Origin of the sequence: Cupriavidus sp. KB_39, assembly GCF_052114485.1 — a bacterium.
Classification (GTDB): Bacteria; Pseudomonadota; Gammaproteobacteria; order Burkholderiales; family Burkholderiaceae; genus Cupriavidus.
Genome location: NZ_JBFREV010000001.1, coordinates 86,848 through 111,873, shown reverse-complemented (window position 1 = coordinate 111,873; position 25,026 = coordinate 86,848). Strand labels below are relative to the sequence as shown.

The 25,026-nt window shown below is 66.4% G+C and carries 23 protein-coding genes; 10 read left to right on the top strand and 13 right to left on the bottom strand.

The genetic code is table 11. From position 1 onward, the window contains the following. Positions 1 to 13 precede the first annotated feature (13 nt). On the bottom strand, positions 14 to 910 hold the full coding sequence (locus AB4Z27_RS00495) for a LysR family transcriptional regulator (RefSeq protein WP_092294676.1): 897 nt from the start codon (positions 908 to 910) through the stop codon (positions 14 to 16). Positions 911 to 1,023: 113 nt separating this feature from the next. Here AB4Z27_RS00495 and AB4Z27_RS00490 point away from each other — a divergent pair, with 113 nt between their 5' ends. From AB4Z27_RS00490 to AB4Z27_RS00470, 5 genes are read left to right on the top strand one after another with little or no spacing between them, the layout of a single operon-like run. Further along, complete coding sequence (locus AB4Z27_RS00490; RefSeq protein ID WP_441643735.1) at positions 1,024 to 2,223, top strand: CaiB/BaiF CoA transferase family protein; 1,200 nt, start codon at positions 1,024 to 1,026, stop codon at positions 2,221 to 2,223. A 37-nt stretch (positions 2,224 to 2,260) separates the two neighbouring features. Further along, positions 2,261 to 2,722, top strand: coding sequence for a MaoC family dehydratase (locus AB4Z27_RS00485; protein WP_092294680.1), 462 nt, complete (start codon positions 2,261 to 2,263; stop codon positions 2,720 to 2,722). A 42-nt stretch (positions 2,723 to 2,764) separates the two neighbouring features. Continuing rightward, positions 2,765 to 3,766: a Bug family tripartite tricarboxylate transporter substrate binding protein gene (locus AB4Z27_RS00480; RefSeq protein ID WP_441643734.1), complete on the top strand. Its 1,002-nt coding sequence runs from the start codon at positions 2,765 to 2,767 to the stop codon at positions 3,764 to 3,766. Between the two features lie 14 nt (positions 3,767 to 3,780). Beyond that, positions 3,781 to 4,941, top strand: a complete 1,161-nt coding sequence (locus tag AB4Z27_RS00475) for an acyl-CoA dehydrogenase family protein (RefSeq protein ID WP_441643733.1) — start codon at positions 3,781 to 3,783, stop codon at positions 4,939 to 4,941. Positions 4,942 to 4,953: 12 nt separating this feature from the next. Beyond that, positions 4,954 to 5,931: an acyl-CoA dehydrogenase family protein gene (locus AB4Z27_RS00470; RefSeq protein ID WP_441592796.1), complete on the top strand. Its 978-nt coding sequence runs from the start codon at positions 4,954 to 4,956 to the stop codon at positions 5,929 to 5,931. Between the two features lie 249 nt (positions 5,932 to 6,180). Here AB4Z27_RS00470 and AB4Z27_RS00465 read toward each other — a convergent pair whose 3' ends face one another. From AB4Z27_RS00465 to AB4Z27_RS00435, 7 genes are read right to left on the bottom strand one after another with little or no spacing between them, the layout of a single operon-like run. After that, positions 6,181 to 6,792, bottom strand: coding sequence for a glutathione S-transferase family protein (locus tag AB4Z27_RS00465; protein WP_255370813.1), 612 nt, complete (start codon positions 6,790 to 6,792; stop codon positions 6,181 to 6,183). A gap of 1 nt (position 6,793) precedes the next feature. Beyond that, entirely contained in the window at positions 6,794 to 7,771 is a 978-nt protein-coding gene (locus AB4Z27_RS00460) for a Bug family tripartite tricarboxylate transporter substrate binding protein (RefSeq protein WP_441643732.1), read from the bottom strand. A gap of 41 nt (positions 7,772 to 7,812) precedes the next feature. After that, positions 7,813 to 8,763 (bottom strand): SMP-30/gluconolactonase/LRE family protein, encoded by a 951-nt coding sequence (locus tag AB4Z27_RS00455; protein ID WP_441643731.1) that lies wholly within the window; start codon positions 8,761 to 8,763, stop codon positions 7,813 to 7,815. 13 nt (positions 8,764 to 8,776) lie between these two features. Continuing rightward, the gene (locus AB4Z27_RS00450; protein ID WP_177219916.1) at positions 8,777 to 9,604 is read right to left on the bottom strand and encodes an amidohydrolase family protein; all 828 of its coding nucleotides are present in this window, start codon (positions 9,602 to 9,604) and stop codon (positions 8,777 to 8,779) included. A gap of 7 nt (positions 9,605 to 9,611) precedes the next feature. Continuing rightward, a complete protein-coding gene (locus tag AB4Z27_RS00445; RefSeq protein WP_441643730.1) occupies positions 9,612 to 10,619 on the bottom strand; it encodes a Bug family tripartite tricarboxylate transporter substrate binding protein in 1,008 nt (335 codons plus the stop codon). Positions 10,620 to 10,667: 48 nt separating this feature from the next. Then, positions 10,668 to 11,480 (bottom strand): SDR family NAD(P)-dependent oxidoreductase, encoded by an 813-nt coding sequence (locus AB4Z27_RS00440; RefSeq protein ID WP_441643729.1) that lies wholly within the window; start codon positions 11,478 to 11,480, stop codon positions 10,668 to 10,670. A 16-nt stretch (positions 11,481 to 11,496) separates the two neighbouring features. Further along, positions 11,497 to 12,051 carry a carboxymuconolactone decarboxylase family protein gene (locus AB4Z27_RS00435; protein WP_441643728.1) on the bottom strand — a complete coding sequence of 185 codons (555 nt, stop codon included), beginning with the start codon at positions 12,049 to 12,051 and terminating at the stop codon, positions 11,497 to 11,499. Positions 12,052 to 12,205: 154 nt separating this feature from the next. Between AB4Z27_RS00435 and AB4Z27_RS00430 the strand changes: the two genes are divergently transcribed. After that, the gene (locus tag AB4Z27_RS00430) at positions 12,206 to 13,102 is read left to right on the top strand and encodes a LysR family transcriptional regulator (RefSeq protein WP_441643727.1); all 897 of its coding nucleotides are present in this window, start codon (positions 12,206 to 12,208) and stop codon (positions 13,100 to 13,102) included. Here AB4Z27_RS00430 and AB4Z27_RS00425 read toward each other — a convergent pair. The 4 genes from AB4Z27_RS00425 to AB4Z27_RS00410 form a co-directional block, all read right to left on the bottom strand. Then, positions 13,095 to 13,889 carry an SDR family NAD(P)-dependent oxidoreductase gene (locus tag AB4Z27_RS00425; protein ID WP_092294700.1) on the bottom strand — a complete coding sequence of 265 codons (795 nt, stop codon included), beginning with the start codon at positions 13,887 to 13,889 and terminating at the stop codon, positions 13,095 to 13,097. The genes AB4Z27_RS00430 and AB4Z27_RS00425 overlap by 8 nt on opposite strands. 130 nt (positions 13,890 to 14,019) lie before the next feature. Beyond that, positions 14,020 to 14,151, bottom strand: a complete 132-nt coding sequence (locus tag AB4Z27_RS00420; RefSeq protein ID WP_092294702.1) for an MFS transporter small subunit — start codon at positions 14,149 to 14,151, stop codon at positions 14,020 to 14,022. Positions 14,152 to 14,172: 21 nt separating this feature from the next. Continuing rightward, the gene (locus tag AB4Z27_RS00415; RefSeq protein ID WP_441643726.1) at positions 14,173 to 15,600 is read right to left on the bottom strand and encodes an L-lactate MFS transporter; all 1,428 of its coding nucleotides are present in this window, start codon (positions 15,598 to 15,600) and stop codon (positions 14,173 to 14,175) included. Between the two features lie 538 nt (positions 15,601 to 16,138). Then, entirely contained in the window at positions 16,139 to 18,136 is a 1,998-nt protein-coding gene (locus tag AB4Z27_RS00410) for a PhoX family protein (protein WP_092294704.1), read from the bottom strand. A gap of 355 nt (positions 18,137 to 18,491) precedes the next feature. On the opposite strand from AB4Z27_RS00410, the gene AB4Z27_RS00405 reads away from it, so the two are divergent. Next, positions 18,492 to 20,363 carry a PhoX family protein gene (locus AB4Z27_RS00405; RefSeq protein WP_092294706.1) on the top strand — a complete coding sequence of 624 codons (1,872 nt, stop codon included), beginning with the start codon at positions 18,492 to 18,494 and terminating at the stop codon, positions 20,361 to 20,363. Positions 20,364 to 20,459: 96 nt separating this feature from the next. Here AB4Z27_RS00405 and AB4Z27_RS00400 read toward each other — a convergent pair whose 3' ends face one another. Beyond that, a complete protein-coding gene (locus tag AB4Z27_RS00400) occupies positions 20,460 to 21,593 on the bottom strand; it encodes a porin (protein WP_092294708.1) in 1,134 nt (377 codons plus the stop codon). Between the two features lie 261 nt (positions 21,594 to 21,854). Here AB4Z27_RS00400 and AB4Z27_RS00395 point away from each other — a divergent pair, with 261 nt between their 5' ends. The 3 genes from AB4Z27_RS00395 to AB4Z27_RS00385 all read left to right on the top strand — a co-directional run bounded on the left by AB4Z27_RS00395 (position 21,855) and on the right by AB4Z27_RS00385 (position 25,023). Further along, positions 21,855 to 22,769 carry a LysR substrate-binding domain-containing protein gene (locus AB4Z27_RS00395; protein WP_441592789.1) on the top strand — a complete coding sequence of 305 codons (915 nt, stop codon included), beginning with the start codon at positions 21,855 to 21,857 and terminating at the stop codon, positions 22,767 to 22,769. A 215-nt stretch (positions 22,770 to 22,984) separates the two neighbouring features. Beyond that, positions 22,985 to 24,145, top strand: coding sequence for a cystathionine beta-lyase (gene metC, locus AB4Z27_RS00390; protein WP_441643725.1), 1,161 nt, complete (start codon positions 22,985 to 22,987; stop codon positions 24,143 to 24,145). Between the two features lie 47 nt (positions 24,146 to 24,192). Then, the gene (locus AB4Z27_RS00385) at positions 24,193 to 25,023 is read left to right on the top strand and encodes a transporter substrate-binding domain-containing protein (protein ID WP_092294714.1); all 831 of its coding nucleotides are present in this window, start codon (positions 24,193 to 24,195) and stop codon (positions 25,021 to 25,023) included. Positions 25,024 to 25,026 lie beyond the last annotated feature (3 nt).

The window sequence follows — 25,026 nt, the reverse complement described above, 5'->3', positions numbered from 1 at the left end:
CTGCGGAACGGCGCTAGCCGTCCTGCATCATGCCCCGCGCCACGGTGGTGAAGTGCTGCACGTGGCGGTCATCGGCGCCCTCGCGCGTGGCCAGCGCAATGCCGATGCGCGCGGCGGGCCGGGGGCTCGACAGCCGCAGGAAGCGCACGCGCCGATTGGTGTAGCGGGCCGTCACGCCGGGCACCAGCGCCACGCCCAGGCCGCTTTCCACCAGACTGACCATGGTCTGCACCTGCACCGCCTCCTGCGTCACGCGCGGCACGAATCCGGCCTGCTGGCACAGCAGCATCGCCACGGCCTGCTGGTTGGGCACCTCGGCGCTSGGATGCATGATGAAGGGCTCGTCRGCCAGTGCCTTGAGCGCGATGGACTCCTGCGCGGCGAAGCGGCTGTCGGCCGGCACGGCGGCCACGAAGGTGTCTTCCTCCAGTGGCGTCAGCGTGAAGGGGCCGGCGCTCAGGATCGGGAAGCGCACGAGGCCGGCATCCACCTGSCCGCGTTCGAGCCGGTCCAGGATCGAGGCCGATGTCGACTCATGCAGGATCAGTTCGATGCCGGGATGCGCCGCGCGGAAGGCCGGAATCAGCCGGGGCAGCAGCGCGTAGGTAGCCGAGCCGATAAAGCCGACGCGCAGCGCGCCGCGCTCGCCATGTGCGGCGGAGAGCGCAGCCGCCCGGGCCTGATCGGCGTGGAACAGCGCGCGCCGGGCATCGGCCAGCGCCGCCTCGCCGGCCTGCGTGAGGCGCACGCCGCGCGTGGTGCGCACGAACAGCGGCGTGCCCAGATCCGCCTCCAGCTTGCGGATGGAGATCGAGAGCGGCGGCTGCGCCATATGCAGGCGCTCGGCCGCCCGGTGGAAGTTGCCGGTTTCGGCGAGCACGACGAATTGCTGGAGTTGGCGCAGGTCCATGGCGAGATGGTGATATCTAATCGATATCGGTTCCTAAAAAACTAATATTAGACGGAAAGGGTTCGCCAGCGGTAACCTCGTCACTCAAAGCCAAAAGATATAAGGAGACGCCCATGCTGCCGCTGTCAGGCATTCGCGTGGTAGACCTGTCCACGGTCGTGATGGGCCCGTACGCCAGCCAGTGGCTGGCCGACCTGGGCGCCGAGGTCATCAAGGTGGAGCCGCCCGAGGGGGATTCCACGCGTCGCACCGGCCCCGCCACCGAAGACGGCATGTCGGCCATCTTCCTGGGCGTGAACCGCAGCAAGAAGAGCGTGGTGCTGAACCTGAAGCTGCCCGCAGCGCAGGCCGCGCTGCACCGGCTGCTGGCCACGGCGGACGTCTTCATGCACAGCATGCGGCCGCAGAAGCTGGGCAAGCTCGATCTGGACCCCGCCAGCGTGATGGCGCGGCATCCGCAACTGGTCTATGTGAGCCTGCTGGGCTTTGCGGAGGATGGCCCCTACGGCGGGCGCCCCGCGTACGACGACATCATCCAGGGCCTGTCCGGCAATGCCGCGCTGATGGCCGCGCAGACCGGCACGGTGCGTTACTTCCCGACCATCGCAGCGGACAAGACCAGCGGGCTGGTGGCGGCGCTGTCGATCTCGGCGGCGCTCACCGGGCGCGCGCGGCAGGGCGGCAAGGGCTCGATGGTGGAAGTRCCGATGTTCGAGTCGATGGTGGCCTTCAATATGGTCGAGCAYCTCTACGGCCAGCATTTCGAGCCGCCGCGCGGCACCGCCGGCTATCCGCGCGTACTGGCGCCGCTGCGCCGGCCCTACCAGACCGCCGACGGCTACGTCTGCATGATGCCGTACACCGACGCGCACTGGCGCGACTTCTTCCGCAGCGCCGGTCGCGACGATCTGGCCGCCGACGCGCGCTTCACCGACATCGCGGCGCGTACGCGCCATATCGAAACCCTCTACGAAATCACCGGCGAACTGGTGAGGGAACGCTCCACGGACGACTGGATCGAGATCTGCGAGGGCCTCCAGATTCCTGTGGCGCGCGTGAACGACCTCGACGAGCTGATYGATGACCCGCACTTGAAAGCCACCGGCTTCTTCGAGCAGGTTAGCGATCCGTCGATGGGCACGCTGCGCTTTCCGGGCGCGCCGGTGCGCTTCGACGGCGAGCGCGCCCGTGCGGCGCTGCCGCCCCGGCTCGGCGAGCACACGCGCGCCGTGCTCGGCGAGGCTGGGCTGGACGCGCAGGACATCGACGCCCTGACGCGCGACGGCGCGGCGTTCGCAGCCAAGCCGCGCTGATACCCCCATTCCAAACAAGATCCACAAGGAGACGAACATGACCCAAGCACAGCCCAAGCGCCTCGGGCAGGGCTACTACTGGCAGGACATCGAGGTCGGGCAGGTTTTCGAGACCTTCCGCCGCACCGTGACGGAGACCGATCTGGTCAACTTCATCTCCACCACCGGCATGCTGGAGGCCATCTTCATCGAAGCCGGCTACGAGGGCGGTGCGATCCAGGGCCGMCCGGTGCCGGCCGCGCTGACCTACGCGCTGATCGAAGGCTTCATCCTGCAGACCATGATCCAGGGCACCGGGCTGGCGATGCTGGAACTGACGCAGAAGATCCACGGCCCGGTGGTGGTAGGCGACACGATCCGCGCCACCGTGACCGTGACCGGCATCCGCCCGACGTCGAAGAGCGGCCGCGCGGTGGTGGATTCGAGCATCGAGGTCTTCAACCAGCGCAACGAGCTGGTGATGACCTACACCGCGCGCCGCCTGCTGGCAGGGCGCTAGCCCGCCGGCGGCGGCCCCCACGCATACCCAGGAGGAGACAACATGCCAGTTCAGAGCAAAAATGCCAGGCATCACCCCACGCTGCGACGCGTCTGCGCCGTCGCCGCGCTGGTCTGCGCGCCGGTCGCCATGTCGGCGCACGCGGCGGAATTTCCCGATCATCCGATCAAGCTCGTGGTGCCGTTCCCGCCGGGCGGCCCGACCGACCTCGTCTCGCGCGTGATCGCCAAGAAGATGTCGGAAGACCTTGGCCAGCAGGTGGTGGTGGACAACCGCCCCGGCGCCAACGGCAATATCGGCGGCGAGATGGTCGCCAAGGCGCCCGCCGATGGCTACACGGTGCTGTACAACACCTCGTCCATCGCACTGAGTCCGGCGCTGTACAAGAAGCTGCCCTACGACGTGAAGCGCGACTTCGCGCCGGTGGCGATGACCGCCATGGTGCCGCTGGTGCTGGAGGTGAACGCGAAGGTGCCTGCGAACACCGTGGCCGAGTTCGTCAGCTGGCTCAAGGCCAACCCCGGCAAGATGACCTACGGGTCGGCCGGCAACGGTAATGTCACGCATCTGGCCGCTTTCCTGTTCCTGCAGGCCAACGGGCTGGACGCGGTCCACGCACCCTACAAGGGCAGCGCGCCGGCCCTGACCGACCTTGCCGGCGGRCAGGTGCAGTTCATGACGGACACGATCAACTCGTCGCTGCCATTCATCCGCGACAAGCGCATGAAGGCGCTGGCGGTGACCAGCCTCACGCGCAGCTCGCAACTGCCGGACGTGCCGACCGTGGCCGAAACCGTCATGCCGGGCTTCGAGGTGGGCGCCTGGCAGGGCATGATGGTGCCGGCCAAGACGCCGCCCGAGATCGTCAAGAAGCTCAATGCCGCCACGCTGAAGGCRCTGGCCGCGCCCGAGGTRCGYGCCAGCCTGGCCGCGCAGGGCGCCGAGCCGCGCGGGACCAGCCCCGAGGCCTACGGCAAGTACGTGGCCCAGGAGCTGGATCGCTGGCGCAAGGTGGTCAAGGATTCCGGCGTCACGCTGGACTGAAACAGGAGTTCGATGTGAGTGCGCTGTTCGCAACGTTCCAGCTCACGGCGCTGCCGCCGCAGGCTGCGGCCTTCCGTGCCGAGGTCAAGGCCTTYCTCGCCGAACATCTGCCCGCGCTGCCGCCCGATGTGCGCGCGCGCTCGTGGATGGGCTTCGACGCCAGCTTCAGCCGTGCGTTGGCGCGGCGCGGCTGGGTRGGGATCACGCTGCCGGCGGCCTACGGCGGCGCCGGRCTCGACGCCTTTTCGCGCTTCGTGCTCGTGGAGGARCTGCTGGCATGCGGCGCGCCGGTCTCCGCGCACTGGATCGCAGACCGGCAGAGCGGGCCGCTGATCCTGCGCTACGGCAACGACGCCCAGCGCGCCTTCTACCTGCCGCGTATCTGCCGCGGCGAGGCGTTCTTCTGCATCGGCATGAGCGAGCCGAACGCCGGCTCCGATCTCGCCAGCGTCAGCACGCGCGCGGTGCCGCTGCCGGAAGGCGGCTGGCGGCTGAACGGCCGCAAGATCTGGACGACCAATGCCGACCGCTGCCAGTACATGCTGGCGCTGGTGCGCACCTCGGGCGAGGTGGGCGACCGCCAGAAGGGCCTGTCGCAGGTCATCGTGGACCTTGCCGCSCCGGGCATCACGATCCGGCCGATCCACGACCTGGCTGGCGACGCGCATTTCTCGGAAGTGAGCTTCGAGGATGTGACCCTGCCGCCCGATGCGCTGGTGGGGCWGGAAGGCGCGGGCTGGGAGCAGGTSAACGCGGAGCTGGCTTTCGAGCGYAGTGGCCCGGAGCGGCTCTATTCGAGCGTGGTGCTGCTCGATGCATGGATTGCCGCGCTGCGCCGGCTGCCGTCGATCCGGCGCGACACGGTCACCGTCGGRCGGCTGGTCGGCCGGCTCGCCACGCTGCGCGCGATGTCGCTGGCGGTGACGGCGCGGCTCGCCGCMGGGGAAAGCCCGCTGGTGGAGGCCGCGCTGGTCAAGGACCTCGGCACCGAGCTGGAGCAGTCGGTGGGCGCGCTGGCCGAAGCGGCGCTCGGGGAGGATCCGGAACTGGCCGCCGACACGGCGCTGTATCGCACGGCGGCCTACGTCAGCCAGATTTCGCCGACCTATTCGCTGCGGGGCGGCACCCGCGAGATCCTGCGCGGCATGATCGCGCGCGGGCTTGGCCTGCGCTGAAGGAGTTTCGAGATGGATAACGCCTATTCCGACGCGCTGACGGCCCTGCTGCGCGACCACTGCACGCCGGCGCATGTGCGCGCCGTGGAAGCGGGGCAGGGCGCGGCGTCGCTGTGGAACGTGCTGCGCGACAGCGGCTTTGCGGACTGCCTGCTGCCCGAGGACGCCGGTGGCGCGGGGCTCTCGCTGGCGGACGTCGCCCCGCTGTTCTTTACGATGGGCTGGCACGCGATGCCGTTGCCGCTSGCGCAGACGATGTTCGCGCGGGCCGTGCTGCACCGGGCCGGCATCGAATTGCCGGAAGGGCCGATCGCGCTGGCGACGTTTGACGGCGCGCCGCGYACCCATGCGCCGGGTGGGGCGACTGCCGCGTGGTTCGTCGTGCAGGACGGCGGTCAGGGCGCGCTGGTCGCCCGCGAGGCAGCGGACGTATCCGAGACCGGCGTGCACGGCGACCTGACGGTCTCCATCGGCCGCTCCCCGTCAACRACCTTTCCGCTGGCGCCGGGGCTGCTGCGCACGTTGGGCGCCTGCCTGCACGCCGCGCAGATGGCCGGCGCGATGGCGCGCGTCTTCGACATGACCTTGCAGTACGCCAACGACCGCGCGCAGTTCGGGCGGCCTATTGGCAAGTTCCAGGCGATCCAGCATCAGGTCAGCGTGATGGCCGAGCAGGTGGCGGCGGCGCGCGTGGCRGCGCAGATCGCGTGCGCGTCGGACGACGCCTGGCCGGACCGCATGCGCGCAGCGGTGGGCAAGCTCAATGCCAGCGAGGCGGTGACCCCGGTGACCGGCAGCGCCCACGCCGTGCACGGGGCGATGGGCGTGACCGAGGAATACGACCTGCAACTGTTCACGCGCCGCCTGCACGCGTGGCGGCTGGCCGATGGCTCGGAGCGCTACTGGGGCCGGGAGATCGGCGAAGCGGCCTGCGCGGCGGATGCCGGCACGGTCGACCTGATCCGGTCGTGGAGTACCGACGCGGCTTGACCCCGGACTTCGCTTGAGGTGCCCGCCCTCTCCCCCGGCCCCTCTCCCGGAGGGAGAGGGGAGGAACACCGCCGGTTTGCTCCCCTCGCCCGCTTGCGGGAGAGGGGCCGGGGGAGAGGGGAGGAACACCGCCGGTTTGCTCCCCTCGCCCGCTTGCGGGAGAGGGGCCGGAGGGAGAGGGGAGGAACACCGCCGGTTTGCTCCCCTCGCCCGCTTGCGGGAGAGGGGCCGGGGGAGAGGGGCAGCGCGTCAAACTGACGGCACGGTCTCGCGCATCGACGCGCGCTGGTCGAATGTGGCGAACCATTGCGCCAGCGCTGGCGCCTGCGCGCGCCAGTCACGTTCCTGAAAGCGGAAGTCGAGATAGCCCAGCGCGCAGCCGATGGCGACATGCCCGAGCGATACGGCTGACTCGCGCAAGGTGGCCGCTTCGCCGTCGAGCACCGCCAGTGTCGCCGCCAGCTTGGCGGCCCAGGCGTCAAGGATGGGTGCCGATTGCTGCGCCGTCGGGCGTAGCCGCTCGTTGCGCCACAAGACCAGCAGATCGGTCAGCCCATGGCCGATGCCGTGCCAGCGCAGCGCGCGCAGGCGGGCCGCGCGCTCCTGCGGCACCAGCGCCGAGCCGGCAGCGAGGTATTCGCAGATCAGCGTCGATTCGGACAGCACGCCGCCGTCCTCCAGCACCAGCGTCGGGATCTTGTTGAGCGGGTTCACGCCCATCACGTCTGCGTTGCAGGCGGTCATGGCCACCACGGCGTCCGTGCAGCGGATGCGGTCGGCGATGCCCAGTTCGTGCGCGGTCACCATCACGCGCCGCACGAACGGCGAGCGGGGCGACCAGTACAGCGTCATCGTGCTCATGTCATTCTCCGTGGATGTTGTGTTCCTTGACCACGCGGCCCCACTTGGCGGTGTCGTTGCGGATCAGCGTGGTGAACTCGGCGGCGCTGCCAGGGGCGGGGACCAGACCAAGTTGTTCAAGGTTTGTGCGCACGCCGGGGTTGTCCAGCGTGCGGCGCAGGGCCTCGTTCACGCGCTTCACCACATCAGGCGGCGTGCCGGCTGGCCCCATCATCCCGTACCAGTTGCTGGCCTCTACGTTGGCGATGCCCAGCTCGCCGAGCGTCGGCACATCGGGCAGGAAGCCGAGCCGCTTCGGCGCCGCCACGCCAATCGGCCGCAGCCGCTTGCTGGTGATGAACGGCATCAGCCCGGACGCATCGCCAAAGAACGCATCCACCTGACCGCCGAGCGTGTCGGTGATGGCCGGTGCGGCGCCCTTGTAGGCCACGTGCAGGAAGTTCACGCGCGTGGCTGCCTTGAACAGCTCGATGGTCATATGCGGCATGCTGCCGACGCCGGTGGAGGCCAGGCTCGGCGGCTTGGCCGCCTGCTGCGCCTGCTTGACGAATGCCGCAGCGTTGGCGGCGGGCGCGTCGGGCTTCACGACCAGCACTTCGGGCGTGTTCACCACCAGCGAGATCGGCGTCAAGTCCTTCTGCGGGTTGTAGGGCAGGCTGGCGTAGAGCGACGGGTTGATGACGATGGCCCCGGCGCTGGTCAGGAACAGCACCGAGCCATCGGTGGGCGACTTCGCCACGAAGCTCGCCGCGATGGCACCGTTGGCGCCGGGGCGGTTGTCGATGACGACGGTCTGCTTRAGTTCGAGTTCCAGCTGGCGCGAGATGGCGCGCGCCAGCGAATCAGCAGGGCCGCCGGCCGGGAATGCGACAACGAGCCGCGTGATGGGCGCCGCGTGGGCGACGGGTGCAGTGGCAAGGGTGGCCAGCGTGGCCAGGGCCGCGAGCGCGAACGCCGGGGCAAGCATGCGGATGCGCATGGGGGTCTCCTCCAGATTGACAGGGTCGGTGGCGCGCGGGTCTAGCCGCCCACGGCGCCTTGCGTGTTGACGTACAGCGAATAGATCGACGTGCAGGACGCCATGAACAGCCGGTTGCGATGCCGCCCGCCGAAGCAGAGGTTGGCGCAGCGCTCGGGCAGCGAGATATGGCCGATGGCCTCGCCCTGTGGCGAGAACACGCGCACGCCGTCCAGGTCCGGCGTGCCCATGCCCCAGCCGCACCAGAGGTTGCCGTCCACGTCCACGCGGAAGCCGTCCGGCGTGCCGGGGCCGGCATCGACCAGCACGCGCGACTCGCCGAGCCGGCTGCCGTCGCCGCTGACCTGGAAGGCGCGGATGCGGCGCGGGCGGGCGCGCGATTCGATCACGTACAGCGTGGATTCGTCGGGCGAGAAGGCCAGGCCGTTCGGCCCGCTGACGTCGTCGGCCATCACGGTGGCGGTGCCGGTAGCGGGATCAAAGCGGTAGATGCGCTCCGGCTGCTCGGCTTGCGCGCGCTCGCCCTGGTAGTAGCCGGCGATGCCGAACGGCGGATCGGTGAACCAGATCGAGCCGTCGGACTTCACCACCACGTCATTGGGCGAGTTGAGCGGCTTGCCGTCGACGCTGTCAATCAGCACCGTGATGCGCCCGTCATACTCGGTGCGCGTGATGCGGCGGCCACCGTGCTCGCAGGTGATCAGGCGGCCCTGGCGGTCACGCGTGTTGCCGTTCGCATGGCCGGAGGGCGCGCGGAACACGCTTACCGCGCCGGTTTCTTCCTCCCACTTCATGATGCGGTTGTTCGGGATATCGCTCCAGAGCAGGTAGCGGCCATCGCCGAACCAGACCGGGCCTTCGTTCCAGCGCCCGCCGGTGGCAATACGCTCCACGGCGGCCAGCACCAGGCGGTAGTGCTCGAAGGCGGGCTGCAGGACCTGGACGGCGGCGTCCGGATAGCGGCCGATSGGCATGCGGTCGTTGTCGTGCATGGGGGTTCCTGTKTCAGGCATAGAGCCGGGCGGGGTTGTGGCGCAGCACGGCGTCGGCGGTGGCGGCGTCGCCGCACAGCGCGCGAATCCAGGCCAGCAGTTGCGCCTCGTCGGGCCGGGGATAGCGGATGTTCGGGTGCGGCCAGTCGGTGCCCCAGATCGCGCGGTCCGGCGCGGTGTCCAGCAGGGCGCGCGCYACGCGCACGGCATCGAGATAGGGCGCGATGCCGTCGGTGATGCGGTCAGGCCCGGAGAGCTTGATCCACAGGTGGGGCAGGGCGAGGGTCTCCTGGAGCCGCGCGAAGCTGGCATAGGCCACGCCGTCGCGCGCCTGCACGCGTGCCATGTGGTCGATCACGAGCGGTACGCCCAGCGGGGCCAGCACCGCGAGCGCGCCCAGTACATCGTCGATCTGGCCGTGTAGCAGCGCGTGCCAGCCGTACGGGCGAATCCGCTCCAGCACGGCGCGCATCTGGCCCATGTCCGGCGCGCCGCCGAGGTGGGACATCAGGCCGAGGCGGATGCCCCGTACACCGCGCGCCGCCATGTCGGCAAGCTGGGCTTCGTCGATATCGGGATCGATGGTCGCAATGCCGCGATAGGCCCCGTCGGTCGTATCCAGCGCGGCAAGCAGCGCGCTGTGATCGTTGCCATAGCAGGCGCCCTGCACGATCACGCCATGGGCGATGCCGAGCGCGGCGTGGATCGCCCGGATCTCGGCAAACGGCGCGGGCGGCGGCGTGTAGATGGGGTTGGGKGGCAGCGGATGGGCGTCGTAGGGGCCAAAGATATGGAAGTGGCAGTCCCAGATGCCCGAGGTGCTGGCGGCAGAAGTCGGCATATTGGTGTCAGTCGGAGCGCGCGCCGGTTTCCTTGACCACGCGGGTCCAGCGCGCATATTCGTTGCGGATCAGCGCGCCGTACTGCTCTGGCGTGCCGCCGGTGGCTTCGGCGCCCTGCGCGTGCAGCGCGGCGAGCGTGTCGGGGTCCTTCAATACGGCGGCCACCTCGCGGTGAATCCGTGTAACGACGGTAGTGGGCAGGCCGCGCGGCGCCACGATGCCCTGCCACGTGCCGGAGTCGAACCCGGGCGCGATGGTTTCGGCCAGCGTGGGCACATCGGGCAGCACGGAGACGCGCCGCGCCGTGGTGGCCGCAATCGCGCGCAGCCTGCCGTCCTGGATGAACGGCAGCGCGGCGTTGAGGCTGCCGGACATCATGAAGTCCAGCCGGCCGGAAAGCAGGTCTGGCAGCGCGGCGGCGTTGCCCTTGTAGGGGATATGGTTGAACTGCGTGCCCGTGCGCGCGGCAAACAGCACGCTGGTCAGGTGGTCGATGGTGCCGTTGCCGGACGAGCCGAAGCTCATCTGCCCGGGCCGCGCCTTCAGTTGTGCGAGGAAGTCCTTGGGCGTGCGGATCGGCGAGGCGGCGTTGACGATCACCACCAGCGGCACCGTGGCCACGTACGCCACCGGCGTGAAGATCTCGGTCGGATTCAGCGCGGGCTTCTGGAACAGCGCCGGCGAGATGGCGATCGACGAGCTGTTGTAGAGCAGCGTGTAGCCGTCCGCGGSGGACTTGGCGACCTGCTCCGCCGCGATATTGCCGCCCGCGCCGGGCCGGTTCTCGACCACGACCTGCTGGCCCAGCCGCTCGCCAAGCTTGCGCGCGATCACGCGGGCGATGATGTCGGTGGGGCCGCCCGGCGAGAACGCCACGACCATGCGGATCGGCTTGTCGGGGTAGGTGTCGGCCTGGGCGGCCTGCGCGAAAGAGGGAAGGCCGAGGCTGGCCGCCAGGAACGYGGCCAGCAGGATGCGTCGCCGGGAAGCGGCGGCGCGCGGTGTCGATGCCATGAGCGGGTGTCTCCTCTATCTGTTTTTATATGCGGCGCGTCTTGTCGCTCAGTCGCAGCGCACGCTCATCCCGCCATCGACGACGATCTCGGTGCCGGTGACGAAGCGTGCTTCGTCCGAGGCGAGGAACAGGGCTGCGTTGGCGGTGTCGCGCCCGTCGCCCATGAAACCGAGCGGGATGCGGGCCTGGCGCTGGGCCAGCAGGGCGTCCACGTTGCCGCCGGCGCGCTGGCCGGCCAGGCGGGCTTCGACCATCGGCGTATGCATCTGGCCGGGAATCACGGTGTTCACGCGTACGCGCTTCGGGGCGTACTGCACGGCCACCACGCGCGAAAACTGGATCACGGCGGCCTTGGCCGAGGCGTAGCCCACCTGCGCGGCGCCAGTCCAGCGGATGCCGGASGTGGACGCGGTGTTGACGATGGCGCCGCCGCCCTGTGCCTCCATGTGCGGCAGCACGGCCTTGCAGGTCAGGAACACGCTCTTGAGGTTGAAGTCGAGCTGGGCGTCCCAGGTCTCCTCGCTCAGTTCCACGGGGCCGCCCTTGGCCGAGCCGCCCACGTTGTTGACCAGCACGTCCACCCGGCCGAAGCGGGCGATACAGGCATCGACCATGGCGTTGACYGCGGCGGCGTCGGTCACGTCGCAGCAATGGGCTTCCACGTCGCCGTCGATGGCGCGCACGCGCTCCAGGGTTTCGGCCATGGCGTCGGCGCTCTTGTCGACGGCGAAGATGCGCGCGCCTTCCTCGGCAAACCGCACGGCAACGGCGCGGCCGTTGCCCCAGCCCGGGCCGACGCAGCCCGCGCCGGTCACGATGACGACTTTGCCTTCGAGTCTCTTGGACGATGTGGATGACATGTTTCGGGATTCCTGTTCAGAGCGGATCGAGTTCGCTGGGCGTGCCTTCGGGCGGCACCACCTCGAACGCGTTGATGGTCATCGAGATCAGCGTGTAGTAGCCGGCGAGGCCGACGAGGTCCACCACGCCGTCCTGGCCGAGCACGTCGATGGCGTGCTTGTAGAGCGTGTCGGGAATGCGGCGCGTCTGGTCGAGGCTCTGCATCACGGCATGGACCACGGCCTCGTCCTCGTTGGCGAAAGCCGGGGTGCGGCCGGTGCGGATGGCTTCGACCACCTCAGGCTGCACGCCGGCCTTCAGCGCCAACGGCTTGTGGGCGTACCACTCGTACTCGGCGCGCCAGGCGCGGGCCATGCAGAGGATGGCCAGCTCGGACAGGCGCGGCGGCAGGGAGGAGTCGTAGCGGCAGTACTGGCCCAGCGCCTGGGCGGTGGCGGCGAGCTGGGGGCGTTGCAGCCAGACCGCCAGCGGTCCGCGGACGCCACCGCGCGGGCCGCCGGCAATGGTGTCGTGCACGGCGCGCTGGGCAGGGGTCATGGCGTCCAGCGCCAGGKTGGGGATGCGGGGCATTGCGCCTGTCTCCGGAATTGTAGGGTTGTCTTGGAATCCGGCCATTGTGCAAATGGCGTTTGGATGCGTCCAATATATTTTTGGGAACAGACTGATTCCAAAATAGAATGACTGGCGCCGCTGTCCGGTGGCGCACGCAAGGGGGCGGGGAAGCATGAAAGCGACGATGGAGATTCGGGACCTGCGCATGTTCATGGCGCTGGCGGAGGAACTGCATTTCGGCCGCGCGGCGGAGCGGCTGCGCATCTCGCAGCCGCCGCTGACCAAGCACATCCAGCAGCTCGAGGAACAGCTTGGCGTGATGCTGTTCGACCGCAACAAGCGCAGTGTGCGGCTGACGCCGGCCGGCGCGGCGCTGGTGCAGGAGGCGCGGCGCATCCTGAATCAGGCCGAGGTGGCCTTGCAGGTGGTGCGGCGCGCACAGCAGGGCGAGACCGGCACGCTGCGCATCGGCTTCGTGGCGGCAGTGGTCTACATCGGCATCGAGGCGCTGTTCGCCCGGCTGCATCGCGAACTGGCGGGCGTGGAAACGGTGTGGGAGGAGATGGGCTCGTCAGAGCAGGTGGAGGCGCTGCGCAAGGACCGCATCGACCTGGGCTTCGCGCAGGTGCCGATGGGGGTGGGCGAGATGGCGGCGCACCTCGTGGCCAGTGTGCCGCTGGCGGCGGCGCTGCCCGCCACGCACCGGCTGGYCGGTCGGGCGAAGATCGATGTGGCGGCGCTGGCCGACGAGCCGTTCATCGTGATTCCCCGGGAGAGCGCGCCGGGCTACTTCGACCTGACGGCGGCCACCTGCCTGGCCGGCGGCTTCAGCCCGAACTTCCGCCACTACGCCAAGCACCTGCTGTCCGTCATCAGCCTGGTGGCGCTGGGCCGGGGCGTGGCGCTGGTGCCGCGCACGCTCGGCACGGCGGCGGTGCCCGGTGTGGTGCTCAAGCCGCTCACCGGGGCGCCGGCGCACGCGCAGTACTCGGCGATCTGGCATCCGGGGAACCCGTCGCCGGTGCTGGCGCGTGCGGTGGAWTTGCTGGGGGCGGGCGGCCTCAGATGATCGTATCGACCACGCCGCCATCCACCCGCAGCGCCGCGCCGGTGGTGGCCGATGCCTGCTTCGAGCACGCGTAGACGATGATATTGGCCACTTCCTCCACCGTGGCCGCGCGCTGGATCAGCGACGAGCTGCGGTGCGCCTTGACGAAGTCGGCCGCCACTTCCTCGGCGCTCTTGCCGGTCTTGGCAATCTCGTCCTTGAGCATTGCCTCCACCCCTTCGGACAGCGTCGGCCCCGGCAGCACCGCGTTGACCGTCACGCCGGTGCCCGCCAGCCGCTTGGCCAGCCCACGCGAGATGGCCAGCTGGGCGGTCTTGGTGACCCCATAGTGGATCATTTCCACCGGGATATTGATCCCGGACTCCGACGCGATGAACACGATCCGGCCCCATTTCCGGGTGGCCATGCCTTGGGCGTAGGCGCGCGAGAGCCGCACGCCGGTCAGCACGTTGACGTCGAAGAAGCGCGTCCATTCGCTGTCGGGGATGTCGAAGAAGTCCTGCGGCTGGAAGATGCCGAGGTTGTTCACGAGGATGTCGAGGTCGGGATGGGTGCCGACGAGCTTGTCGCACACCGCCGCATCGACCAGATCGCCGGCAAAGCCTACCGCCTGGGCGTCTGGCACGGCGGCTTTCAGCTTGGCCAGCGCCTGTTCCACGCTGGCGCTGCTGCGGCCGTTGACGATGACGCGCGCGCCGGCCTCGGCGAGCCCCTTGGCCGTGGCAAAGCCGATGCCGGCCGTGGAACCCGTGACGAGGGCGGTCTTGCCCGATAGATCGATCTTCATGGCGACTCCATTCAACTGGGTGGAAAGAAAGGAACGGGCCCCACGCGGGGCAACCCGACAAGTGTAGGAGGAAATGAAAAGGGCCGCGTTGCCGCGGCCCTTCCGTCACTGAGTCACTGGCTGTCCGGTATTAGTGGAACAGCTTCAGCGCCTGGGTGATGGTGTTGGACACCCCCCAGACCAGCGGCACCAGCACATAGAGCCAGAACACCGCCAGCAGACCCGTATTGGTCGGTTGCGCGTTGAGAGATTGGTTTTCCATGGATGACTCCGTTCTAGATACTTAGTGCGCGCCGCCCGCCACACCGGCCATGCCGGCCACGTCGGCGTCGCTCATGTGGTGCTTCTCGCTGACGCGCGAGACCAGCAGGTTGGCCAGGAAGCCGATAACCAGCAGGGCGGCCATGATGTGCAGCGTCATCGTGTACGCCGCGCCACCGGTCACGCCGTGCGCCACCTGGTATTCGCGGATGTAGTTCACCAGCACCGGACCGGCGATGCCGGCGGCGGCCCAGGCGGTCAGCAGACGGCCATGGATGCCGCCCACGTAGGCCGTGCCGAACATGTCGGCCAGGTAGGCCGGGATGGTGGCGAAGCCGCCGCCGTACATCGACATGATCACGCAGTAGGCCAGCACGAACAGCGCGATGCTGCCGGCGCCACCCAGTTGCGGCACCAGCCAGTACAGCACGGCACCCAGCGCGAAGAACACGAAATAGGTGTTCTTGCGGCCGATCCAGTCCGACGACGAGGCCCAGAAGAAGCGGCCGCCCATGTTGAACAGCGACAGCAGGCCCACGAAGCCCGCGGCGGCAGCCGGGGTGACCGAGCCCTTGAAGCTTTCCTGGATCATCAGCGAAGCCTGGCCGAGCACGCCGATGCCGGCGGTCACGTTCAGGAACAGCACCACCCACAGCAGGTAGAACTGGGGCGTCTTCAGCGCCTGGTCGATGTGCACGTGGTTACGCGTGATCATCTTGTTGGTGGTGACCGGCGGGGTCCAGCCAGCGGGCTTCCAGCCGGGCGGCGGGACGCGGATGGCCAGCGAGCCGATGGTCATCGAGATGAAATAGCCCACGCCCATGACCAGGAAGGTCTGGGTCACGCCGACCGAGGTGGYGCTCTTGAAGGTGTTCATCAGCGCCACGGACAGCGGCGCGGCGATCATCGCGCCGCCGCCGAAGCCCATGATGGCCATGCCGGTGGCCATGCCGCGGCGGTCCGGGAACCAGCGGATCAGCGTGGAGACCGGCGAGACATAGCCGAGGCCGAGCCCGATCCCTCCGAGCACGCCGTAGCCTAGGTARAGCAGCACGATCTGGTGCGTATAGACCCCGAGGGCCGAAATCAGGAAACCGCCGCCGAAGCAGCAGGCCGCCGTGAACATGGTCTTGCGCGGGCCCACGCGTTCCAGCCATTTGCCGGCGAAGGCGGCGGAAATGCCGAGGAAGAAAATGGCCAGCGAGAAAATCCAACCCAGCGTGGTCAGTTTCCAGTCGTCAGSCGCRGATTCGGWAATACCGATGACCTTGGAAAGGGGGGCATTGAATACCGAGAAAGCATAGGCCTGGCCAATGCAGAGGTGCACCGCCAGCGCGGCGGGCGGGACCATCCAACGGGAAAATCCCGGTTTGGCGTAGGTCGCTTCCTTGGAAAAGAACGGCGCTCGCCCGTAGGACGGGCTGCCACCATCGTTGATCACGCTGCTCATGTTGAACATTCTCCGGGACATGGGAATACCGGGTAGTTCGTCCCCACTGGCCTGGCGCGCCCGGCTGCTCTGGCGGCAGCGCGGTTGACCCCGTCACGCCCTGGACGAATTACCCCCAGAAATGTCGGTGCCCCCGGGCTTTGAGAGGGTTTGTGGCCCCGGGGCGGTCCGACAATTACTACACGGTGGAAACGGGGGCCGCACACACCGGACGTGCGTGCGCAACGGACCTGGGGGGGCCGGCATCGAGGGCGAAGGAAGGCGTGCTGCGTCCCGTTTCGAAATGACTCATTTGGATTTCCAGATTGGGGCGTGCAATATATGTCGCGAATAACATATATCACCGTGGAAAATATTATTCGCCGAACCTTATCCGCCCTTATTCAGGACTTCAATAGGCTAAAGATGACATATTCCCGTTGCGCGTGAATTGCGGGCGTTGATCGGGAATTGGACTGGATGGTGCCCTGGGGGCGTGGGATTTTTGCCACATGACCGGGCCACCCGGCAGTGCGGATGGCCCGGGTACATCAGGACATCAACCCAGCTTGACGCTGGTGGCATCCGCGGTCAGGTAACCGACGGCGGAGCCGAACTTGTCCTTGTAGTTGGCACGCACGAGCGGATCGAGCGTGGTCTTCACGCCGGCGGGCATGGTGCTGATGAATTCACCCGCGTGCTGGAAGTTGCTCATGATGTAGGTCCAGCCGTTGAGTTCGTCCACGGCGTGCAGGCCCGTCGACTCGCCGCCAGACGGCACCGACATCAGGCGGCTCAGCTTCTTCGTATCGATGTTGTACGCCCACAGGAAGTTGTTGGCGTGCTGGCCGCTGTCTTCGCCGATGAACAGCGTGCGCAGCTTTTCCGAGAACTTCAGGTTGTCCGGGTTGCCGATCGTTTCCGGATCCGCCGTGTTGCCCAGCGCGTCAGCGGCGATGTCCTTGCCGGCGATCAGCGCCTTGGTGTGCACCGGCACCCATTCGCTGCTGATGGCAGCGCCGCTGGTGTCRGTCTGGCCACCGGTCAGGTTGTGCTGCATCACCACGCCGGCCTTCAGCGCGGCCGGCACGCTGATGTTGCTGGCGGCGTTCCAGCCCTTGGCGTTGTTCAGCACCATCGAGTCCTGAACGTTCTGCAGGGCGGAATAGGCGATCTTGTCCTTGATGTTGACCGTGGTGCCTTCCATCTTGGTGAAGCCCATGCTGCCGCCGGCCAGGTAGGCGTAGCGGTGGGTTTCCAGGAACGCGGCGACGTGCTCCTTGCCCGGCACGACCTTGACCCATTGGGCAATGCCGTTCGCGAAGATCTTGGTGTAGCTGGCGTCCACCGGGTCCGCCCACTTCACGTCCATGATGTCCTGCGGACGGTGCGACTTGGCCATGGCTTCCACTTCGGCGCTGGTGGCGTGGCCGAGCTTGATCCAGGTCAGCGCGGCGCCAGCGGCGGCCGGATCGACCGAGAAGCCCGAACCCACCTTCGCCACGTACAGCGTGCCGGCGGACAGGTCCTTCTCCTTGTCGGCGATGAACATGAACATGGCGCTGTTGGTGGCGTCATCGCCCATCARCACGGTGCGGTTGTCCGGCATCACCTGCACGAGTTCGTGCGAGATGCGGCCCAGGCAGTAGTGCTTCTTGATCGAGCCYGTGCCGTCCGCGTTCACCGTGACTTCCGGCAGGTGGCCGTACAGGTACGGGTTCAGCGGAATGCTCGCGTTGCCGTACAGGTTGGTGGAGTACTTGGCGTACTGCGCGATCAGGGCGGCGTCCGTGGTCCACGGGTCCGGCTCGTACTCTTCGCTGGAAAGGTGGGTGTTCCACGGCGACAGGCTCGCGCCGCAGGTAATCCACAGGCCGTTGGCGCTGGAGGTGTCGACGTTGTGGTACTTGACCAGCGACAGCTTGCCGGTGGTCGGGTTCTGGTCGAGCGTGAGGATGGCGATCGGCGACGGCAGGCAGCCGTAGGTGCTCACGCCGGCCTGGTCGGCCGTGTTGTATTCGAACTGGACCACGGCGAACACGGTGTTGCCGGTCACGCCGGCCACCTTGGCGCCATCGATCTTCAGCAGCGACGTGCCGTCCGGCGAGTCGGAGAAGAACTGGCGTTCCTTGCCGGCCACCGAGACGTCCGTGATCGGCTGGTTATTGATGTTGACGTAGCCGCCGGCCAGGATCTTGCCGCCGTTGCCGTCAGGCACCTGGTCGCCGGTGATGAAGAACGGCTGGTAGGCCAGCTTGTAGGTCTGGCTGGTGCCGTCGCTCATGGTCACCTTGAGCGACGAGCCCACCGTGGTGGTGGACATCGCGGCCGGATCGGCCAGCGTCGGCGCGGCCATGCCCGTGAATTCGGCGGAGGCGAACGTCGCGGGGGTGGCGCCCGGCGTGGCGGGCGTGTTCGGCGTACCCGGCGTGGCAGCGTCGCTGTCGCCGCCGCAACCGGCCAGCAGGGAAATGGAACCCATGCCCAGCGGCAGCATCGGCGCGCCGGCGAGGAGTTTCAGGGCCTTGCGGCGCGATGCGTTGAGTTTGTCCAGCATTTTCTCGTCCTTTTTTGTGTGGTCGGCAACCCGATGGCAAGGCTCGCCATGTCGCCGAGTGGGAACGACCTCTAATCGTTCAGGCCGGACGCCATGCTATGAACGGAGTGTGACAAGGTGTTGAAAGCGCAATAACCATCACTTGATTGCGCACCCGGGGCGTCGCAAAAGTGCAAAAAAGGTGGGCGATCATGGTCGCCCCAAATGTCTCTCAACCTGGAGTGGCGGGTATGCATTGATGTACAGACATGATGTAACGAAACCGTCATTTGTGATCGCTAGTATCTGCCCCGGCAAGTCGCCGCCGGGACAACAGAAGCCCGGCGGTCTCCCTGACAACTGGAGGTCTCTACTCATGTCGTACATCACCGATAAGTTCCGCGCACCGCGCCGCGAAGCCCAGGGCTCGGTCACCGTGCCTGGCCAGACGCTGGAGGAAATCGTTGCCGCCAACCCCGAGCGCCGCAAGGTGCTGCGTGGCGGGCTGGGCCTGTCGCTGCTGTCGGCATTCGGCAGCGGCAGCCTGCTGGCGGCCTGTGGTGGCGATGATGATCCCGCTCCGGCTCCCGCGCCGGCGCCGGCTCCTGGACCCGGCGCGGCCCCAACGCCGACCCCGGTGCAGCCGCTGGACTACAGCATCAACTTCACGCCGGTGGCCGACAAGGTGACCGCCGACACCGTGACGCTGCCGACCAACTATTCATATACCGTGCTGTTCTCGGCGGGCGACCCGGTGGAAGCGGGCTCGGTGGGCTACACGGGCGCGTTCCAGTCGTCGGCCGAAACCGAGCGCCAGGCCGGCGGCAACCACGACGGCATGCACTACTTCGAGATCCCGGGCACGGACCCGCAGAAGGGCGGCCTGCTCGTGATGAATCACGAAGCCATGGATAGCGCCATCCTGTTCCCGGGCTCGTACAACGCCGGCACCGCCACGCCCGAGCAGAAGCGCCTGGCGCTGTCGTCCGTTGGCGTGTCCGTGATCGAGGTCGAATTCGTCGCCAACGCCTGGCAGGTCAAGAAGAATTCGACGTACAACAAGCGCTACACCGGCAACTCGCTGTATCGCGTCTCCGGCCCGGCCGCCAGCGTGGTGGGCGGTACCGTGGTCGGTACGCTGAACAACTGCTCCAGCGGCCACACGCCGTGGGGCACCTACCTGACCTGCGAAGAAACCACCGATAACTACCTGGACCCGACGCAAGCCGAGGAAGGCTACGGCTGGGTGGTGGAGATCGATCCGCTGCAGCAGATCTCGGGCATGCCGGTCAAGCGCACCGCCATGGGCCGCTTCGACCATGAGAACACCGCGTTCATGACCGATTCGAGCAATCGCGTGGCGTTCTACATGGGCGACGATGGCACGCCGGGCTGCATCTACAAGTTCATCCCGAGCGCCGCTTTCGACGCGACCAATCGCCTGAACAACGCCAGCCTGCTCGACAACGGCACGCTGTACGTGGCCAAGTTCAATGCCGACGGGTCGGGCGACTGGATCGAACTGACCCAGGGCAAGAATGGCCTCGTGGCGGGTGCCTCGGACCCCGGCAATTTCACGCAGTCGGTCGTGCCGCCGGCGCCGGTGGCAATCGACTTCAATACACAGGCCGACGTGCTGATCAACACCAAGGCCGCCGCGCGCGTGGCCGGCGGCACGCTGATGGACCGCCCGGAGTGGATCACGGTGGGCCTGGACCGGACGATCTACTGCACGCTGACCAACAACGGTGGCCGCCAGGTGACCGACGCGGCCAACCCGCGCGTGACCAACTCGCACGGCCACATCGTCCGCTGGAAGGAAACCGGCGATTCGCCGCTGGCGGTCAAGTTCACGTGGGAAATCCTGCTGCTGGCCGGCGACCCGTCCATCGCGGCGGCGAACCTGAAGGGCAACATGGTGGGCGACACGTTCTCGAGCCCGGACGGCATCCGCGTGGACCCGAAGGGCCGCCTGTGGGTGCAGACCGATGCGGGCACGGGGACCAGCGTGACCAACATCTTCGGCGCCAATTCGATGCACTACGTGGATCAGCTCACGCGCGAGGTGAAGCGCTTCCTGGTCGGCCCGCACGGCTGTGAAATCACCGGTCTCGCGTACACGCCGGATCTGACGACGTTCTTCGTGAACATCCAGCATCCGAACGACAAATGGCCGAGCGCCAGCCTCCCGGCACGCTCGTCCACGGTCGTCATCCGGCACAACGAAGGCAAGCCGATCGGCGCCTGATACAGGCGCACGGGCGGCATAGTGGGTGCCGCCCGATCGGCACATTGACACGCCGCGGTCCGCAGGGATCGCGGCGTTTTTTTAGGTTCGGCACGCTTAGAACTTGTGGCGAACCCCCACACGCGCCACCACCTGTCGCGTCGTGGACGACTGGCTTCCCGTTGCGCCGTCATAGACATCGGCCCGGGCACCACCTGCGGATTGCTGATAGATGCCCATCAGATAGACGTCGGTGCGCTTCGAGAAGTAGTAGTCCAGCAGTGCGTTGAGCTGATGGTACTTAGGGCTCCCGCCCGTGGCGTCGACCTTGGCCCGTGTAAAGGTGTATCCGAGCGTCGTCTGCAGGACTGGCGTGAAATAGTATCGACCCCAGATTTCGTAGTTGTCGAACTTCACGGTATTGCCGGTGACGCCGTTGGCATCGTCAAAGCTGACATGCGAGAAGTCCATGCCGATAAGGCCGGCCTGGCCGAACGAATAGGTGCCGCCGGCCGCGTACGTTTCCATGTTCGAGGGATTGCCGACATAGCCGAACGGCCCACGACCCGATACGCCAGGATTCGTCGTGCTGGGGGCCCAGTTGCCATCGGGAAACTGGGTCGCCGGGTTGCGTGCGTAGAAGTATGCGGCGCCAAGATAGACGGGGCCGCTGCCATAGCTGGCGCCCGCGCCGACCGTGCTGTTGCCGCGATAGTTGCCCGCCTGCTCGCCGAATGCGTAGAGTGCCTCGAAGGTAAGCCCGCCCAGCGGCGCGGTGACGTACTTGACGGCGTTACTGACGCGGAAACCGTTGTTGCTGTTGTCGATGTCACCCGCATGGGAGAAGAAGGCGCCGCTCGAGCCGTTCATCACAGCCGGCTGCACCAGGTCGGCAACGGGATCGTACTGGCGGCCGACAGTGACGGTACCGTATTTGCTGTCGGATAGCCCGACATACGCCTGCCGGCCGAAGATCAGGCCACCTTGTCCAAGCTTGCCGGTATCGACATTGAAGCCGCTTTCGAGTTGAAAGATCGCCCTGACGCCCTGGCCGAGATCTTCCGCGCCCTTTATCCCCCAGCGACTCCCCTGGGCCACGCCGCTCTGTACCTGCCAGAACTGGTGCCCGCCTGCATTGTTGGTAAAGGTGATGCCTGCGTCGATAATGCCATACAACGTCATGGCATTTTGCGCCGACACGGGGCTCGCCGCTGCACTCATTAATCCCAGTGCGATAAGCGACTTCTTCATATTATGGTCCTCCGAGATACTAGTGGAAAGGTATGCGCGCAAGCATCCGGGAGAGATGTACCATTATGGAGTGCCGTTCCATAATGGTGCAGGTGTTGTGGGCGGATGCACCGGATTTGAGCTTCTCTTTTCTCTTGAGCCTTGTCCGGAGAACGGTTATCCAGAAAATCTCGATGCCGTCTTGTGCGTGGCCGGATTTTTCACGTCCCCATATTCGCAGTCCACTCATTTACCTTCTTGATACAGAAGCGGAGCTTATAGGTGTATATCAGGGAAATTGAGGCATTTCGGGCGGTCATCACGTCGGGATCGACCGGCAAAGCGGCCCGGTTGCTTGGGGTGTCCCAGCCGGCCGTGAGCCAGGCCATCCGCAAGCTTGAGGAGTTGGCCGAATTGCGTCTGTTCGACCGGATTGGCGGCCGCCTGCAGCCGACCCAGGAAGCGCACGCGCTGATGACGGAGGTGGACAAGTTTTTCGTCGGCTACGAGGCTATCGAACACCGCATCCGAAGCCTGAGAATGTTCGGCGTCGGGCGGCTATCGGTGGCCTCGTACCCAGCCTTCGGCGTTTCCTTCGTGAGCCGGGCAATCGCCGCCTTCGCGCCGCAAAAGCGAGATGTGCGAATGTCTCTGCAGGTCGGCAGTTCGAAGGAGGTCTTCCAGCTCGTCTCCGCTGGCCTGGTTGATTTCGGGCTCATGAATGATGAGGTGGCGACCCAGAGTGTCGAACATTCGGTGTTTTCGACGTTTTCCGGCGTGGTTGCCATGTCGCCTGAACACCCGCTGCGCGTGCGGCGGGTGATTCAACTGGGCGACCTCGCTTCGGACGCCTTCATCGACATGAACCCGGAGGATCTGGGTAGGACTCGCCTCGAGAGCGCGCTGGTCGAACATGGCGTGACGCTCCGCCGTGTCATCGAGACGCCGCTCTCGGCGACTGCCTGTGAGTTGGCACTGGCGGGAGTTGGCCTGGCGCTGGTCAATCCGATTGCGGCGCTGGACTATATGGCGCGCGGACTTGTGGTCCGCCGCCTGGCAGTGGCGATCGATGCGCGCACGCTGCTCATCATGCGACCGGGGCGGCCGGTTTCCACGAACGGGCAGGAGTTCCTGAGGTACCTGCGCCTGCAACTTCAGTCTGAGACCGACAAAATCAACAGATATCTGGATGCCTAATCCCACCCCGGGCCGGAAAGCTTATCCAATACCCTGATGGGGATTCCACTGATTGCGATATTCCAGATAGCGAATATCTGGATTTTCCCGGGCGCAAGGCAAGGTGATATGGCTCATTGGCCAATAAGCCAGGCTTCTCGATTGAAAAGTCCCGCAGGTGGATGGATTTGAAATCGTGGTGAAAAATGCTGGCACATATTCACTGGCATTGAAAAATGAGCACGCCACCGGCCGACTACCGTAACCAACCTTTTGAGAGTCTTTCTCCTGGTGTATTCAGGGCGTCCACGATCGTATTCGATTCGTATGAAGATTTCGTTGCGCGAAAATCACGCCAGCCAGATGGATTCAGCTACGGGGTGACTGGTACCCCGACCCACCGCGAGCTGGAGGGCAGGATCGCGGCGCTGGAAGGCGCCAGCCACTGCGTCGTTGTTCCGTCTGGGCAGGCCGCGCTGGTCAGCGCGATCATGCCATTCGTCAAAAGCGGCGACCACATCCTGATTTCCGACGCGTGCTATGGCGGCCTGAAGGCCTTCGCGGGCGACTGGCTGGCCCGGCTCGGTGTGGATGTCGATGTCTATCCGGCCGACATCGGCAGCGACATCGCTTCCTACATCCTGCCGTCGACACGGATGATCTGCCTCGAGTCTCCGGGGACGGTGTCGATGGAAATGCCCGATGTACCGAAAATTGCCGCCGAGGCCCGGCGGCGCGGCATCCTCACCATGATGGACAACACCTGGGCGAGTCCGCTTGGGTTCCAGCCGCTCCTGCATGGTGTGGACATGAGTATCGAGGCCGCCACGAAGTTCTTCGGCGGGCATTCCGACCTGCTGATGGGTGCGATCAGCACGAACGACTTCACGCTGTACGAAAAACTGCGCGAGGCGCAAGCCACCCTGGGCCTTGCCGTGAGTGCGGACGACTGCTTTTTGGTGTCGCGCGGTCTGGAGACGTTCCCCTTGCGCTTCGCCGAGCAGGGCAGGCGCGCACTGGAGGTGGCGCAATGGATGCGGCACCACCCAGTTGTCGATCGCGTGCTGTTCGCTGCCTTGCCAGACGACCCCGGGCATACGATCTGGAAGCGGGACTTCACGGCTGCCGGGTGCCTATTCTCATTCGTGCTCAAACCTGCCCCGGAACAGGCGGTCGCAGCGTTCTTCAACGCGCTCAAGGTGTTTTCGATCGGTGCAAGCTGGGGCGGGACGCATAGTCTGATCGCGTTCTACCCGGCAGGGATCCAGAAGGCTCGCAGATTCCCACCCACCGACCAGCCGATCTTCCGCGTGTCCATTGGTCTTGAGGACACGCAGCGACTCATCGCCGACCTTGAGCACGGCTTCGAACAGTATGCTGGCCATCGGCCGGTCTGATTTCTCCCCCCCCCCCCCCACACACACTCACAGCAACAGGATAAAAAATGAAACGTTGGCCTCTGACAATGCGACTCAGGCAGGCACTCTTGGTGGGTGTGATGATGGGCCTATGGCCGGCCGCTCACGCTACCGATCTCCTTCCGAAGATCAAGGCAGACAACGTGCTGCGTGTGGCCAACACCCAAAGCAGCCCGCCGTGGAGCATGCTCGACGAGAAGAACCAGCCTGCCGGCTACGACGTCGAGATCGCCAAGGAAGTGGCACGGCGCATGGGTGTACAGAAGGTCGTGTTCATCGCCGACTCGGGAAAGAACTTCATCGAAGGCCTGAAGGCGGGTAAGTACGACGTGGTCATGAACGACCTGACCCCGACGGTCGAGCGCAGCAAGCAAGTGGACTTCGGCACGCCGTACGGTGCGGAGGACTTCCGGATCTTTGTGCGTGCCGACACTACGACCATCAAGGGACGTGGCGATCTCGGCGCGAAACGCGTCGGCGTGACAACGGGCTCCAGCAACGAATCCTGGGCACGCAAGCATCTCACGTCTTCCGAACTGCGCTCCTACGACAACGGCGGACTGCTGTTCAGCGATCTCGCCAACGGGCGCATCGATGCGGTGATCGTGTCGCATTTTGGCGGGCTGCGATACGCGACGGTCAACAAGCTTCCCCTGAAGGAGGTCGGCGAACCGCTGACCTACCAGCTCTCGGCGCCTGCGCTCGCGAAGAACCAGCCAGCCCTGGCGGCGGCGATCAACAAGGCAATTGGCGAGATGCTGGCGGATGGCACGGTCGACCGGCTGGCGAAGCGGTGGGTAAGTCATGACTATGACATGCGTGGTGCCATTGCCAGGGCAAACGAAGACAAGGAGTAAGTG

Bases quoted from the DNA above. Each gene is read 5' to 3' on its own strand.
- AB4Z27_RS00465 (WP_255370813.1), bottom strand. From the start codon at position 6,792: ATGAGCACGATGACGCTGTACTGGTCGCCCCGCTCGCCGTTCGTGCGG.
- AB4Z27_RS00425 (WP_092294700.1), bottom strand. From the start codon at position 13,889: ATGAAGATCGATCTATCGGGCAAGACCGCCCTCGTCACGGGTTCCACG.
- AB4Z27_RS00420 (WP_092294702.1), bottom strand. From the start codon at position 14,151: ATGGAAAACCAATCTCTCAACGCGCAACCGACCAATACGGGTCTGCTG.
- AB4Z27_RS00405 (WP_092294706.1), top strand. From the start codon at position 18,492: ATGTCGTACATCACCGATAAGTTCCGCGCACCGCGCCGCGAAGCCCAG.
- AB4Z27_RS00400 (WP_092294708.1), bottom strand. From the start codon at position 21,593: ATGAAGAAGTCGCTTATCGCACTGGGATTAATGAGTGCAGCGGCGAGC.
- metC (WP_441643725.1), top strand. From the start codon at position 22,985: ATGAGCACGCCACCGGCCGACTACCGTAACCAACCTTTTGAGAGTCTT.
- AB4Z27_RS00385 (WP_092294714.1), top strand. From the start codon at position 24,193: ATGAAACGTTGGCCTCTGACAATGCGACTCAGGCAGGCACTCTTGGTG.